The following is a 14,417-nucleotide window of genomic DNA, read 5'->3' as shown; positions in this document are numbered from 1 at the left end:
TGCTTTTTGAGCAAAAAATCGAAGAGTATTCGTACGCTGTTTTCTCACCTCTCAAACTAAATAATAACTGTGAATTATGTTTCTTATTCATTTGATATCCATCGCAGTTCTTCAAACATCTTAGTTTTATGACTATCAGAACTTAAATCCAAAATCATAATTATAAAAAAGAATCAAGAACTAAAACACTGTATAATTAATGAAATAAAGATTTAAAAACCAAGAATGGTGTACCCGAAAGATAAAACAGTAAAAATTTATTATTGAGCAAATTCCTGAGCACGATTTATAGTCAAAGGACTGCGATGTAGCGGCGAGTTGTTTTGGGTAGTTAAAACTTGGTTAAAAATAAGTTTTGAATAGCTCTTAAACATCAAAATGGTACTAACTGGCTCAAGAAGCGGCCCCCATAGAGGGATAAGACTTCATGCCAAATCCATTTTCAGTTCGCGCCACTTTTAAACGCAGATCCAAAAACTGATACTATTTTATAAAAGGAATTGAACACATGTTTAGACTCGGACTTCTCTCTGCATTGATCGGTTGCAGTTTTGCAGCTAACGCGGCTAACGGCGTGACGATGAACCCACAGCCAGATCCACAAAACCCGACTGGCTACGTTGTCACAAAAGCAGAAATACAAGCGGCTGAAGATGCGAAAACACTGGATCCAATGTACGACATTTGGGCAAAAGCATTGGAAACACGCCCAAATACAGTCGTTGAAGCCATTGACTCTGGGGTAGCAACAAACCCAGAAAACGTAAAACGTGTTGAACGCGTTTTCCCACAGGCGCAGTGGGATTTCCTTACTCAAATGGCCGCCCCTGAATACACCTACACTCGATTCCTACGTGCGATTGGTAAATTCCCTGCATTTTGTGGCGAATACACCGACGGCCGAGACTCAGATGCAATTTGTAAAAAATCCATCGTAACCGCTTTTGCTCACTTTGCTCAAGAAACTGGCGGACACATCTCCATTGATAACATTTCTGATAACCCACTTGCATTAGAAGAGTGGCAGCAAGCGTTAGTACACGTTCGTGAAATGGGCTGGTCTGAAGGACAAGAAGGTTACACGACAGGATGTGGACAAAATGATTGGCAAAATGCGCGCTGGCCATGTGCAGCTGGTCAAGGATATTTTGGGCGTGGTGCAAAACAACTTTCTTACCACTTTAACTACGGTGCCTTCTCAGAAGTCATGTACGACGGTGATGCTACCGTACTATTAAATAACCCAGGGCTCGTTGCCGATTCTTGGTTAAACCTCGCTTCTGCTATTTGGTTCTTCTTGACTCCTCAAGCACCTAAACCAGCAATGCTGCACGTTATTGACCGTACTTGGAGCCCATCACAACGTGAAATCGATGCTGGAATTGGTTACGGTTTTGGTACCACTATCAATGTAATCAATGGTGGTATTGAATGTGGAGAACAAAACAAAAACAAAGGGCAACCAGTTAACCGCATTCGTTACTGGGAAGGGCTAGCTGCTCATTACCAAATCCCGGTAGAAGCCGATGAGAAAAACACATGTTGGCAACAAACGCCTTACGGCAGCTTAAACTTGAACGGCGCAACAGATGTATTATATACAAACTGGGACGGTAACTGGAAATACTACCCAGATCGTCCAGAAGGTGCATCGTTCGAATGTGAGCTGGTGGGTTTCCAAACAGCCTATTCTGCTCTAGTACCAGGGGATTATGAGAAGTGTGTAACTAACTTCTACGGCTCTCACGCTAACTGGCCTGAAGTTCGTGTGGTTGAAAAAATTGATCCAACCGACCCGACTAACCCAACAGATCCAACAACACCAACAGATCCAAACGCTTGGAGTGAAACAAAAGTGTATAACACCGGTGATCGTGTTGTCGTTGATGGTGTAACTTATGAAGCTAAGTGGTGGACACAAGGTGATGATCCTAAACTAAGCGGCGCATACGGCGTTTGGCAAGTCGTAACAGTATAAACCTAAGCCCTATCCGCCTTCTTCATTGAAGGCGGATTATTTTCATCGTGCGTTATATTCGCCAAAATAAAACGACGCAATTACTTAAACAAATATCCTTGCTCTTGAGCTTGCTCCTTTACCCCATCAATCAATACCTGACCAAAATCCCCTTGTGTTGTGGTTTTCGATTCTGTCACCAAATACTGATCACGTTTTTTCTTTAACATGGCAATTTTATCTTTTATATCATTACGTATTGCTAGTTTTTCTTCTAAAAACGTCTTTATTTGAGCTTCTGTTTTATTGGTAAATTCTGGGGCCTCCTTCGCTAAGAGAATACCTTGTGTTATGTCTTTTTCAGCCACGGACACTAAATCCCAATTATCGGCTTTATAACTCTTGCTCGTCTTGGCCACATTTCGCTCAATATATGCCGATTCAGACAACGCCTGTACGTACTGATCTTGAGTACGCTGGCGAGATTTTGCTGCCATACCTGAAGCGCCGTACGCCACGTAGGTTTCATTTAATCGTTCGCCCAGCTCGATAATTTCTTTATCAAAAGGGGTGGCAATGACTCTTAATTTCTCATCTTGGTCAATATTCATGTATTTGCCACCTGAGCGAGCTGCTACTTTTTGCCAACCATGCTGCACTCCCTCAGAATAATCGCCGCAATACACAGTATTGACGATGATCCCCTGACGTTTTGCCTTATCAATAGCGTATGCCATAGCGACATCACCTTGCTGAAATATTTCATTCCCAGCAACGATCATTAACCTCATATCATCAGGATGATCACTCCATGCAAGGCGATTCACCGCCTCTAGTACCACTTTAGGGCCAAACTCATTACTTCCCCCCACCCGCATGCCTGACATTTGCTCTGAAAATGTATCAAGATCATTCGTCAAATGTGACAACAACTGAATATGGCCTTCTTGCGCCATATCACTAATGCCATATTCAAATAACCCCACTTGCAGTGTCACGCCCTGCTCATCTTTATTCGCCTTAGACACTTCGTTAATAATTTTCCAAATCGTTTGTTTGGCTTGATTACTTAGCCCTTCCATTGAGCCAGAGCTGTCTAATGCAATGGCTATTTGAATCGTCGGGCCAGTTCGAACAAAGTGGCTCGGAACCGATGTTGTTACGGTGGGCAGATTTGGATCGAGAATAGGTGGTAACGTCAGTGATTGATCAGCACTTACCCCATACGTGATAAGTACACTGTTCAGCACACCAGCCAACATTATTTTCTTTATATAAACCATGACTCCCTCCCAAACGGCTTATTAATAGTATTTTGCTGACTTCCATTTCATCACTAATAAAAGCGTAGTTGCAAACAGAATAGAAACAAAGGGAGTACAATAATGCCTTTTCTTACCTTATTTTCTTATCATTAACGATGGAACACCCTTAATTGTTGATAACGTGGCTGAACTGTTTCGTAACCGACAGGGTTTGGAAAAGCTTTATCCATCACTGGCTCTAATTCTATTAAGCGATCTGACGCAGGCGGGTGACGTTTCATAAATCGTAGCCACGCACTCGCCCCAGGCTTTTCACTGGCTATCTTTTGTAACACTGTAATATATGCATATGGATCATAGCCTGCTCGTGCCATTAAGATCACCGCCATTTTATCGGCTTCTTCTTCGTCACCTCGGGCAAGCCCGTTTGCGTATAAGGTATCCACCCCGCTGCTTATTTGCTCTGCAAGGTCTGCATTTTCCTGTGTTTTATCTGAGCTACGCCCTTTTCGATTATTGCTCATCTGGTAGGCCAAAATACTGACATCAGAGACTAAATCCAGTGATGTTTGTTTTTGAAGTGCATTGAGATAATGACGTTTCAATATATGAGCAATTTCATGGGCTAAAATACCAGCCAACTCCGCTTCATTGTGCAGCCTCAGCAATGTGCCCGAAGTAATGAACACAAAACCGCCAGGAGCAGCAAACGCATTAAAGTTATTATCATTTAACACGACAAAATGCCATTTCAACTCAGGTCGCTCACTATTTTGCACTAACCACTGCCCCACCTGGTTCACATACAACTGTACTTCATCGTTATTGAGTATTTCACTGTCTTCGAGCAATACCTGAGACACTTCGTAGCCAAACTCGGTTTCTTTTGCATCCGTTTTATCACTTAAATCCGATATTTTATCGAGTGTTGTCGTTGTTAGTTGGCCAAGATCAATTTCATCAAACATTTTCAGATCAGTGGTTTTACAGCTAGCCAACACAAAAAAGGCGCAACACAGTAAAAGTGATCGAGTCATTATTTTCGTATCCCATAAATACTGTTTCATCATGACTCCTACTATTCTTCGTCCACATACGGAATTGTTTTCTTCTGCAATCCACCCGCTTCAGCAAATGCTTTGGCTTGCTCTGGAGAAACAACAAATCGATCAAGATTGCTCATTGCAAAGGGCGAGCCTTTTCCTTTTTCTAACTCTTCATCAGACAGACCTCGTATGCCAGTGGCAACCGTTACCCCACTGGCACTTTGTGCTAAAAGATCGAGTGTACCTTGCTCTTTTGCCGTATTTGGAAAACGTAGCCACAACATTTTTAACCACCCTTTCTGCTCAACTGGAACTTCAACGTGATACCACCCTCCCTGCCGACCAATAATAGTTACGCCAGAGTCAGCTTTGAGCTTTTTAACCGTTTCACTTTTCACTGAAGGGGTACTTTTCAGCTCGACATCCTTCATCGTGACGGCTTGCTGTGCTTGTAATGAACTGATGAATAGAAAGTTACATAGAGCAAGTGACCAAAAATATTTCACAAGTGTTATCTCCATAAATAAAAATGGGGCTGATTTATAACTAAAAACGCCACATAACATAACTTTACTTATTGGAATTGCCTTAGGTTTACACTGATATTTCGACAAAAATAAACACTTAATAAGTTGAATATTATATTTTACGACGACTTAACTAGCGTAACCCTCATGTCCTAATTTATAGTCACCGTGAGCAATAAAGTCAAAATATCGTAAAAAAATCAAGCAAACACAAAAACACGAAGTGGTATTTAGGATGACAGATAAACTATATATACCCTAAATGCCCTTTCAAAGGATAGTCTAATTAGAAGCCCATTTATCTTATTGATGCATAAATTTAATTTAAAGAAAACCCATTCAGATTAAGTGTTAGTAGAAACTTTTAATTGCCCCCTTACAATTAGTACCTGTATCCAGCAGGAATTTTACAAAACCCATATCGGTAACTAATATTTATCATAATTGTATTCCATATGAATAATGACAAATAAGATAAGGAAAGCAGTGTGAAAAAGTTAATGATAAAAACTGCGTGGCCAAGTTGTCTATTTATGGCGTTATACGCACCTTACAGTCACGGTTATTTCGAAACACTCTCTACCCAAGAATCGATTTTAGCGGATCCCGTGGTCAATGCGGTGGTTAATGATCCACTCGACCAAATGAAGGGGGAAGACGTTGCCGCAGATAATGAACCTCAAGTCATGGTCGGAGCGCAATATATCTCGATGGAAAACAATGATGTCATCAACATTCCAGTGAGCTACGGCACACCCGTGTCTTTTTTACAAGCAGATGAACGACTCAACTTTAATGCTAACCTCTCTTACATCGACACATCCAGCCCTTTAACTCCCCAAGATGAAGCTAGTACAGGTGACTCAACCATTGGGGTGGACTATATCTACTACGATGAATTACAAGAACTGACCGTAATGCCATCACTGCTCGTAAAACTCGCAACCGGTGATGAAGATAAAGGGCTCGGCACAGGATCGACTGACATTGCCGTTTCCTTGTACGTTAAAAAAGATTTTGGCAGTGCAGCCATGAGTGGCGAAATTGCGTACATGTATAAAGGAGAAGGAGAGCCACAAGGCTTTAAGCATGATTATGGTGATATATTTACCCTCGATTTTAGCGGGCGATATGAAGTCATTAGCGGTTTGTGGGTCGGTATTAATGGCATCTACGTGGATCAGGATGGCAATGAAGACTTAAGCTCAAATGTGGGTAGCAAGTCTGGTGGTATGACCTTCACCGATTTAATACCAACCATCACTTATCGAGTGAAAGATTTATTCAACATCAATGCACGTTACGTATTAACCGTATCGGAAGATGCTGATAGTGGTGCCACTCTTCCGGATCGTGAAAATTCATTCAGCCTGAGTATTAGCCGCGGTTTTTAGTTACGTTAGAAGCAGGCGCAAACCTGCTTCTGTGTGTACACCACTCTTTCCAAACACATCTTAACTTGGTTGTTTACGGCTGGGTGTAAATAAAACAACGGGCTTTTCTCTTCCTTTAAGGGTATAGCTTCCTTGCTCTGTGAAATCGAAATGATCAGAGCACGCATCACGTGTCGAAGCAGAAACCAATATATGGCAGCGATTTTTCGTGATCCCTTCCACTCGACTAGCCACATTCACCGTATCGCCAATCACCGTATAGTCGTAGCGCTGCTCGCCACCGATGGCACCAACCACCGCTTCCCCTGTGTGTATGCCGATTCCTATATTAAATTCCGGCAGATTCTGCTGATGGCGAAACTCTTCCAGTTTATCGACCATGGCTAAAGCCGCTTCAACCGCTTCAATTTCTTGATTATCATTTTCTAATGGCGCTCCCCAGAACGCCATAATGGCATCACCAATAAATTTATCTAAGGTACCGTGGTGGGTGAATATCACATTGACTTGTAATGAAAAATAATCATCCAATAGTTTCACAATCTCTAATGGTGTATGGCGCTCTGAGAGGGTAGTAAAATTACGAATATCAGAAAAAAGTACCGTCACCTTACAGCTTTTGGCGTGCAAGGTTTGCTCTGTTTGCCCTGAGTCCACCAGCTGGTGCACCACATTGGGGTCCATAAAACGCCCAAAAATATCAATGGCATAATTGTACTCTTGCTGACGCTGTAAATATTGCATAATAAGAATACTGATAAAATAGGTCGACAAAATGGTTAGCGGGCTATTCACGACCATTAGGTATTTCGCCGACACCAAAAAATAACTGGCAAGAAAATAACTCACCATCAATACACCAAACGCCAATGCCACTGGGACTATCCGCTTTGAAAAAAGTAGTCCTAAAGTGATCAAGCACAAAGAGAAAAAACCAATTATCCATTCAGTTGAATCAGATAACGCTGTTAATTTCTGATCATGTAATAAGTTATCGATGGCTGTTGCCAAAATATAAACACCAGGAAATTGAGTACTAATCGGCGTATTTTTAATATCATGTAAGCCCGTCGCTGTTGCCCCAATCAACACGATTTTATCGGTAAAAAAGCCCGGTTCAATAAATGGGGTTTCTTCACTGATTGCCTTATACACAGCGGCATAACTGAACGTTGAGTAGGGAACTAAACGACCATCCATATTAGTTTGAATATCACTGGTTCGCCAATCTAGAATAATATGATCTTGTTCTGGGATCACAGCCCCCAAATACCGAGCCACTTTGGTAGGCAAAGAGTCCACACGCCACTCACCGATTTGATGCTCAACCTGATATCGCCGCCCAACCCCATCGTGATCGGAAGAAAAATTAATGGTGCCAACTTTCCAAGCTGAAGGCACTATGGCGTTTGGCAACAATAGATTGGCTCTTGTTTGTTGATTTTGACCATTAAGCTCACTGGGAGGACTTAAGCCTACGGTGTCAGGGTACTCACTGAGTTTTGGAAACAAATGTGCTTGAGCTGATTGAAAATGTAAAATGGGTAAAAAAACATTATTCGAACTTTCAATTACTTCCGACAAATATTGATCGGCATCTGGGCGATAAATGTCTGGCTCAGAAAACAAAATATCAAATACAACGGCTTGCGGGGTTTGTAATAGGATCTGTTCGATAAGTTCCGCATGCACCGAGCGAGGCCAAGGCCACCGTCCCACTAAACTTGTCATGGCTTGCAGGCTTGGATCATCGATATCAATAACCACAATATTGGGATCAGCCGGGCTAGTTACACTCCACTTTTTTACTGCAAAATCGAGCCAAATATTGTCAAAATTCACTAGCGGTTTGAAAAATGCGTTTATGCTTAATAAGGCGGTAAAAAGGCCAAAAATGAGTAAGAAAACCCGTTTTTTTTTGAAAGTACTGCGCAGTAAATCTTGATTGCGATGAATCAATGGAAACTTCATTCACAACCCTCAACTGTCATCCAACAGATCAAAATCACACACATGATGATGGAAGCTGCTGGTATTCTCACTCATGTCATTGTATTGCTTATCCTTGATCACTAAATGTATCTTGGCATCAATAAAAAGCTTTACCAGATCCCCATTAAGTTCTTGTCTCTCTGCTTCGTTTCGTAAAATTTTGAATGCGATTTCATTCGGCAACGCCTGCTTATAAGGCCGATCAGAAGCCGTTAATGCATCGTAAATATCGCATACGGTCATTATCTGTGACGCCAGAGGAATTTGATCTTGTTTCAACCCTCTTGGGTAACCGCTGCCATCTCTTTTTTCATGGTGTGCTCCGGCAATGTCCGGAACGTCTTGTAGCTCTTTCGTCCACGGGATCTGCCGTAAAAAATTTTCTGTATGCGTTACGTGCGCACGAATTTCTGTCATCTCATTAAGGGTTAAACTTCCCTTTGGAATAGATAAAGCCGCCAGCTCTTCCTTGCTGATCAAAGGGGTTAAAATACCGCTTTCATCACTGGCTTGGTATTCATGAATTTGATGTAAATGCTGACCAATGGATTCAGGCAGAACAGAAGGCTCATTTGCTTGTATAATGTCTTGCCAAAATTGCTCTAATTGTACAATTTGTGCTTGCAGATGTTGCTGGCGCTTCAGCTGCATCGCCGCGTCACACGCAACGTGCTGCTGAAACATAGCCAGTTCTGATTCCGCTCGCTCACGCATCAGAGTTTGTTGGGTAAGGCGTATTCGATATTTAATCACATCAAGTTGATGTGGTGTAAGCTTTTTTGCTTTGGTTAATACCGCTTCTCGTACCCCTACTTTGCCAAAATCATGCAGCAATGCGGCGTATTTTAATTGGCGTAAGTCTTTTTTATTCAACAATTGGTTTTGATAAGCCACTAGACCAGAGCTAGGTAAAGCCTGAGCCAACGCAACAGACAAATCTGCCACACGAAACGAGTGACCACTGGTTGTTGGATCACGCTGCTCAATCGCCGTCACAGATGCCTGAACAAAACCTTCAAACAAATGGCGAATATTTTCGATCAAACGTCGATTTTGAATCGCAATTGCTGATTGACTGGCCAGAGCGCGCAGTAATGGAATGACATTATTATCGAAAGGGATCACATTTTCCCGTGTGAGCTCATGGGAAGTTAGCTTTAAATTTTCCGCTTTGGTGCGATTGATAAATTGCAGAACACCAATGACTTCACCATCGTGGTTTTTAATGGGTAACGCAAGTAACGACTGACAGCGGTAGCCCGTCGCGTTATCAAACACCGGGTTAAACTGATAAGGTGTATCGACCAACTGATACACATCCTCAATGTTCAGCTCACAACCATAAGTCGCAACATGGCCTGATACACTGGTGTCATTAAGAGGCATGTGCCTTTCTTCAAAATCAAACTCAATCGACGCATTTTGGGTCAGTTTCAGTACCAAGTCAGGTTGGTCGCCACTTTCACTATCCAGTAAAAACAGCGAAGCCGCATCACAACAGGCTAATTTACGACCTTCATCCAAGATCCGGCTCAACAACGCCGCCAAACTTTTTTCCGCAGAAAGAGCAATACCAATGTCTGCCAATCGCTGTAAGCTCATGGATTTATTATCAATGACTTGCCTTAACTCATTTTGCTGTTTTTGCTGAACATAACAATGCAATGCCGACTCAATATGCTTTAGTGTTATTTTTTTATTAAAACCCATCGGAACGTACAAGTCCGCATCAAAATCCAAATGATCTTCAGCCAACACAAACAAAGATTCAGGTTTCAGCCACGCTTCGCCAAAAGCCTGCAACAAAGCCTCATCAAGTATTAATAATGCCGGGGAAAGTGAAGACAACTCTTCGAGATCCCTCACACACACACACTGAATGTGTTCTTTATTCAGATCTTTTACCATGCTGGTGGCTGAAAATGCACGACCATGTGCTATCACCAACTGACTCTTAGATTGTGCTTCATCCACTAACGTCATAATTATTTCCTTATTCTTCATTACTATAATAGTTCAGCTTCTGAAAATAAGGGAAAGGGCAAGCAAGAAATTAACCTAAACGATAAGGTCTCATGCAATACGCCCCTACTTATCGGTTAAGTGTTTTTTAATATAAGCCACCAACAATGGCTCGCCCTTTTTAGCAATGAGAAAAGAGACGATCGACAACGCAACCAATGAAATAATCGGGTAAAAAAATGCATTTCCCCAAAGCGCATATTCATCGAACTTAATGATCATTGAAATCATGATGTTTTCATGAATTAAGTACAGTGGATAACTAATAAAACCAAAAAATAAAATAAATCGCCTTTGAAGTGCTTTTTGCAATACCGAAAATCTTAAACTAGCAGCAAAGAATACTGAAATCATAACTGCCGCGACAATTACATCGATATATTTTAAAAACGAGGCACTGAAAACAGAACACAATAACGCCCCTATAAAAAACCTCTCTCTCTTGTTTTCATGATACAGATAAAAAAGAGCCCCCGATGTAAACCAGCCAAAGTGCTCTAATGAGAGTTCATGACCTAACCTAAGTAACACATCAAACACATACACATCCGTCGTTACTGAAAGGTAAGCGGCTAACTGATAAAGCAGGTACAGCCCAAGTAAAATCGGTATTAACCGGTTTCTCCCCATAAAAAAATAGATACACCCAGCGATCACATAGAATTTAAATTCTACATACAAAGACCAAAATGCCCCTTCTAATGGTTTAATATCTAAACCAAATACCAAATACCACCAGCTAGGTTCAATAAAGGTAATGCCTGGTAAAATACTCAATATCTCTGGGGATCCAGCTGGCCTTTCATGGAAAAATGAAGACGTAGAGAAAATCAATATGGTGCCTAATAACATGGCTGGAAATAATCGCATCCAGCGCTTATACATAAATTGATTAAAGCTCGCCGTTTTATCGAGCGTCATAAAGATCACAAATCCAGATATAATAAAAAAAAGCTGAACCCCTAACCAACCAAGATGAAACAGTGGAAACATTTCATAAGTATTGCCATACGGTAATAATGAGGGCCATCGAGAATAAGCATGAAAGCCCACCACCAATAAAATAGCAACGCCTCGTAAACCATCAATATAACTTATTCGCACATTAGCCCCTTTTATATCACAGCGTCCTTATAAGGCATCAACCACCACTTTTATTTATAGTAGCTCTCTTTTCGCTTTATAAAAGAATTGAGAAAGACATTCTCTGTATCTAGTAATGATTTATAAATCAGCTTATGGCATAACAATAAAAGTAAGAAAAATAAGGCACGAAGGATAAAATGACGACAGTATACTTTTTAAATGCTTTTTCCGATTCACCACATAAAGGCAACCCAGCAGCAGCGGCGGAATTTGACACTTGGCCCTCGGATAAAGAGTTGCTCAAACTCGCTCAAACCTATGCCTACCCCGTCAGTGCTTATGTGGTAAAAAAACAAGGACATTATGACATTCGCTGGTTCTCGCAAACCCAAGAAATCAATTTATGTGGGCATGGTACTTTAGCCGCCGCAGAAATGTTATTTATCAAAGAGCAAATTTGCCAAGGCGCTGTTCATTTTTGCAGCCCTTACGGTGATTTATGTGTCGAAAAGCACGATGGAACCCTCTCTATTTTGCTTCCTCAATGGGAACAAAAAGAAATTAGTGAGCATGATCCTATTTTGTCTTTACTCAATCTTCACCCTCAATACGCATTTAAAACCCGTGATTTAGTGACGGTACTAAGCAGTGAAGAAGAAGTTAAACAATTTCAACCTAACTTCGATACGCTGAACAAAATGCAAGATCATCACGCTCTCATCGTCACCGCAAGAGGTAATCAATCCGACTATGTGCTTCGCTATTTCGCCCCTAAAATCGGCATTAATGAAGATCCTGCCACAGGCTCAGCACATTGCTCCTTAGCCCCTTACTGGGTAACCACCCTCGCCCGATCTCCCCTCAGAGCGACACAGCTATCCGCCCGAGGTGGCGACTTTTCCGTCTCATTAGTTGGTAATCACGTAAAGATTTCCGCCAAAGTTACTTTTTTAAACAAACATGAATTCACCGCACAAGAGGCAATTTTATGAATCAAATCCAATTAGAAACAAAACAGCTCACTCCTTCTAAAGTGGTTTGTGTTGGCAGAAATTACGTCGATCACATTAAAGAATTGAATAACGATATCCCTGAAGAAATTGTGCTTTTCATCAAGCCTAACTCCTCTATCAGCCCGAAAATTTACGCAGGTACTACCGATCCCATCCACTACGAAGGCGAAATTTGTTACCTGATCCAAGCCGGAGAAATCACAGCCGTTGGTATCGGGTTAGATCTGACAAAAAGAGAGATTCAATCTCAACTTAAAAGTAAAGGTTTACCTTGGGAGCGAGCAAAATGCTTCGATAAATCCGCAGTTTTTAGCCACTTTGTTCCCTTTCATGAAAACTTAACAGACCTTAGATTAGAATTAAGCATCAATGATCAGCTAGTTCAGTTAGCTGATAGCACCAAGATGATCAATAAACCAAACCAGATTTTAGAAGAAACAAAAAGCTTTCTCACCTTAGAAGATGGTGATGTCATCATGTCTGGCACACCAAAAGGCGTTGGTATTGTAAAAAAAGGAGACGTGTTTCACGGAAAATTGTTCACTCAACATACCCTACTCATAGAGCATTCATGGACAGTCAAGTAGTTCATTTCAATGCTAGAAAACATCAAAAAATTCATTTGTACTCAAATCAATTTTAGAAAATAAGTTTGAAATCTTGGGGTGAGAAAACTAAATGTAAAGGCAATCAGCCGCATTTCCTATTTATTTTCCTCAACCCTACTTAGCTTCCCAGAAAGAAAAAAAAGACTAAAAAACAACTACAATTCACAATACTAACGATCAATCAGGTTATTTTTGAATGCATAAAAATGTAAGTGGCCTAATTGATTTTATGGTCTATCATTCATTGAAAGTGCAGGGCAGTTTATTTAGAGCACTAATAACCATCAGAACAACATACCTTAAAAGGACTTACAACATGGATCCCATACTGGAAGTTAAGGGACTTTACAAAGTGTTTGGAGAAGACACTGAACGTGCGTTTTCACTGATAGATGAAGGTGCCAACAAAGATAAAGTGTTTGAAAGAACGGGCTTAACCATTGGTGTTAACGACGTATCCCTCAGCATTCAAGAAGGCGAAATATTCGTGATCATGGGACTGTCGGGCTCGGGAAAATCTACTCTAGTTCGGCTCCTTAACCGACTCATCGAACCCACCAAAGGCAATGTATTGCTCAAAGGCAAAGACATTGCGCACATCTCTGAAGAAGAACTTCGACAAGTTCGCCGCAATAATATTTCCATGGTTTTTCAAAATTTTGCCTTAATGCCACACATGACAGTGGTTGAAAACGCAGCCTTTGGTTTGGAAGTTGCTGGCGTGAAACCTGAAGTGCGTACCAAATCCGCTCTGAAGGCCCTAGAAAGAGTTGGACTTGACGTTTATGCCGATTCCTACCCCGATGAATTATCCGGAGGCATGAAGCAACGTGTCGGGTTAGCCAGAGCATTAGCCTGCGATCCTGATATTCTTTTAATGGACGAAGCGTTTTCAGCGCTTGATCCACTGATCAGAACAGAGATGCAAGACGAGCTTATCCGGCTTCAAAACGACGACAAGCGTACTATTGTTTTTATCTCTCACGATTTAGACGAAGCGATGCGAATTGGTGACAGAATCGCCATCATGCAAAATGGTGCAGTGGTTCAGGTTGGCACACCCGACGAAATCCTCAACACCCCCGCCAATGACTACGTCGAAGCTTTCTTCCGTGGCGTTAACATTGCCAGCGTATTAACCGCCAAAGACATTGCTCGTAAAAAGCCCGCCGCTGTTTTTAAGAAATCAGAGCACGACGGCCCAGCTTCTGCCCTACAGATTTTAATGGATAACGATCGTGAGTACGGCATTGTACTGGAAAAAAGCAGCCACTATTCGGGGATCGTTTCTGTGGATTCTTTGCGTAAGGCAGATAGAGAAAATCGCTCGTTAACCAGTGCCAAGTTAGAGGATGAGTTAACGCTACAACCGAACCAATCTATAAATGATATTTTGGGCCTAGTCGCCAGCGTGCCTTATTCCGTCCCCGTCGTAGACGACAGTGGTAACTACTTTGGTGTGGTGACTAAATCTCGATTACTTCAGACGCTAGATAAGGATTAGAGC

General features: G+C 41.6%; 10 protein-coding genes and 1 pseudogene. 5 read left to right on the top strand and 6 right to left on the bottom strand.

Annotated features, from left to right (window positions below; all coding sequences use genetic code 11):
* Positions 1-508 precede the first annotated feature (508 nt).
* Positions 509-1,933, top strand: a pseudogene (locus MHO82_RS14625) (chitinase); the annotation flags it as partial.
* 125 nt (positions 1,934-2,058) lie between these two features.
* Here the strand turns inward: MHO82_RS14625 and MHO82_RS14620 are convergent.
* The 3 genes from MHO82_RS14620 to MHO82_RS14610 all read right to left on the bottom strand — a co-directional run bounded on the left by MHO82_RS14620 (position 2,059) and on the right by MHO82_RS14610 (position 4,774).
* On the bottom strand, positions 2,059-3,240 hold the full coding sequence (locus tag MHO82_RS14620; protein WP_239184708.1) for a VWA domain-containing protein: 1,182 nt from the start codon (positions 3,238-3,240) through the stop codon (positions 2,059-2,061).
* 131 nt (positions 3,241-3,371) lie between these two features.
* Positions 3,372-4,259, bottom strand: coding sequence for a M48 family metalloprotease (locus tag MHO82_RS14615; protein ID WP_239184707.1), 888 nt, complete (start codon positions 4,257-4,259; stop codon positions 3,372-3,374).
* A gap of 41 nt (positions 4,260-4,300) precedes the next feature.
* On the bottom strand, positions 4,301-4,774 hold the full coding sequence (locus MHO82_RS14610; RefSeq protein ID WP_239184706.1) for an SH3 domain-containing protein: 474 nt from the start codon (positions 4,772-4,774) through the stop codon (positions 4,301-4,303).
* A 509-nt stretch (positions 4,775-5,283) separates the two neighbouring features.
* Here MHO82_RS14610 and MHO82_RS14605 point away from each other — a divergent pair.
* Entirely contained in the window at positions 5,284-6,189 is a 906-nt protein-coding gene (locus MHO82_RS14605; protein WP_239184705.1) for a transporter, read from the top strand.
* A 60-nt stretch (positions 6,190-6,249) separates the two neighbouring features.
* On the opposite strand, the gene MHO82_RS14600 is transcribed toward MHO82_RS14605, so the two are convergent.
* From MHO82_RS14600 to MHO82_RS14590, 3 genes are all read right to left on the bottom strand, one after another.
* Positions 6,250-8,160, bottom strand: a complete 1,911-nt coding sequence (locus tag MHO82_RS14600; protein WP_239184704.1) for an adenylate/guanylate cyclase domain-containing protein — start codon at positions 8,158-8,160, stop codon at positions 6,250-6,252.
* Positions 8,161-8,169: 9 nt separating this feature from the next.
* Complete coding sequence (locus MHO82_RS14595; protein WP_239184703.1) at positions 8,170-10,164, bottom strand: HD family phosphohydrolase; 1,995 nt, start codon at positions 10,162-10,164, stop codon at positions 8,170-8,172.
* 105 nt (positions 10,165-10,269) lie between these two features.
* Positions 10,270-11,307, bottom strand: a complete 1,038-nt coding sequence (locus MHO82_RS14590; RefSeq protein WP_239184702.1) for an acyltransferase — start codon at positions 11,305-11,307, stop codon at positions 10,270-10,272.
* A 179-nt stretch (positions 11,308-11,486) separates the two neighbouring features.
* Between MHO82_RS14590 and MHO82_RS14585 the strand changes: the two genes are divergently transcribed.
* From MHO82_RS14585 to proV, 3 genes are all read left to right on the top strand, one after another.
* A complete protein-coding gene (locus MHO82_RS14585) occupies positions 11,487-12,281 on the top strand; it encodes a PhzF family phenazine biosynthesis protein (RefSeq protein WP_239184701.1) in 795 nt (264 codons plus the stop codon).
* Positions 12,278-12,889 carry a fumarylacetoacetate hydrolase family protein gene (locus tag MHO82_RS14580; protein ID WP_239184695.1) on the top strand — a complete coding sequence of 204 codons (612 nt, stop codon included), beginning with the start codon at positions 12,278-12,280 and terminating at the stop codon, positions 12,887-12,889. The genes MHO82_RS14585 and MHO82_RS14580 overlap by 4 nt, the downstream gene beginning before the upstream one ends.
* A 337-nt stretch (positions 12,890-13,226) precedes the next feature.
* Positions 13,227-14,414, top strand: a complete 1,188-nt coding sequence (gene proV / locus MHO82_RS14575; RefSeq protein ID WP_239184694.1) for a glycine betaine/L-proline ABC transporter ATP-binding protein ProV — start codon at positions 13,227-13,229, stop codon at positions 14,412-14,414.
* Positions 14,415-14,417 lie beyond the last annotated feature (3 nt).

The organism is Vibrio sp. Of7-15 (genome assembly GCF_022347565.1).
In the GTDB taxonomy this organism is placed as follows: Bacteria; Pseudomonadota; Gammaproteobacteria; order Enterobacterales; family Vibrionaceae; genus NORP241.
This window is presented reverse-complemented; position numbering and strand designations above follow the sequence as displayed.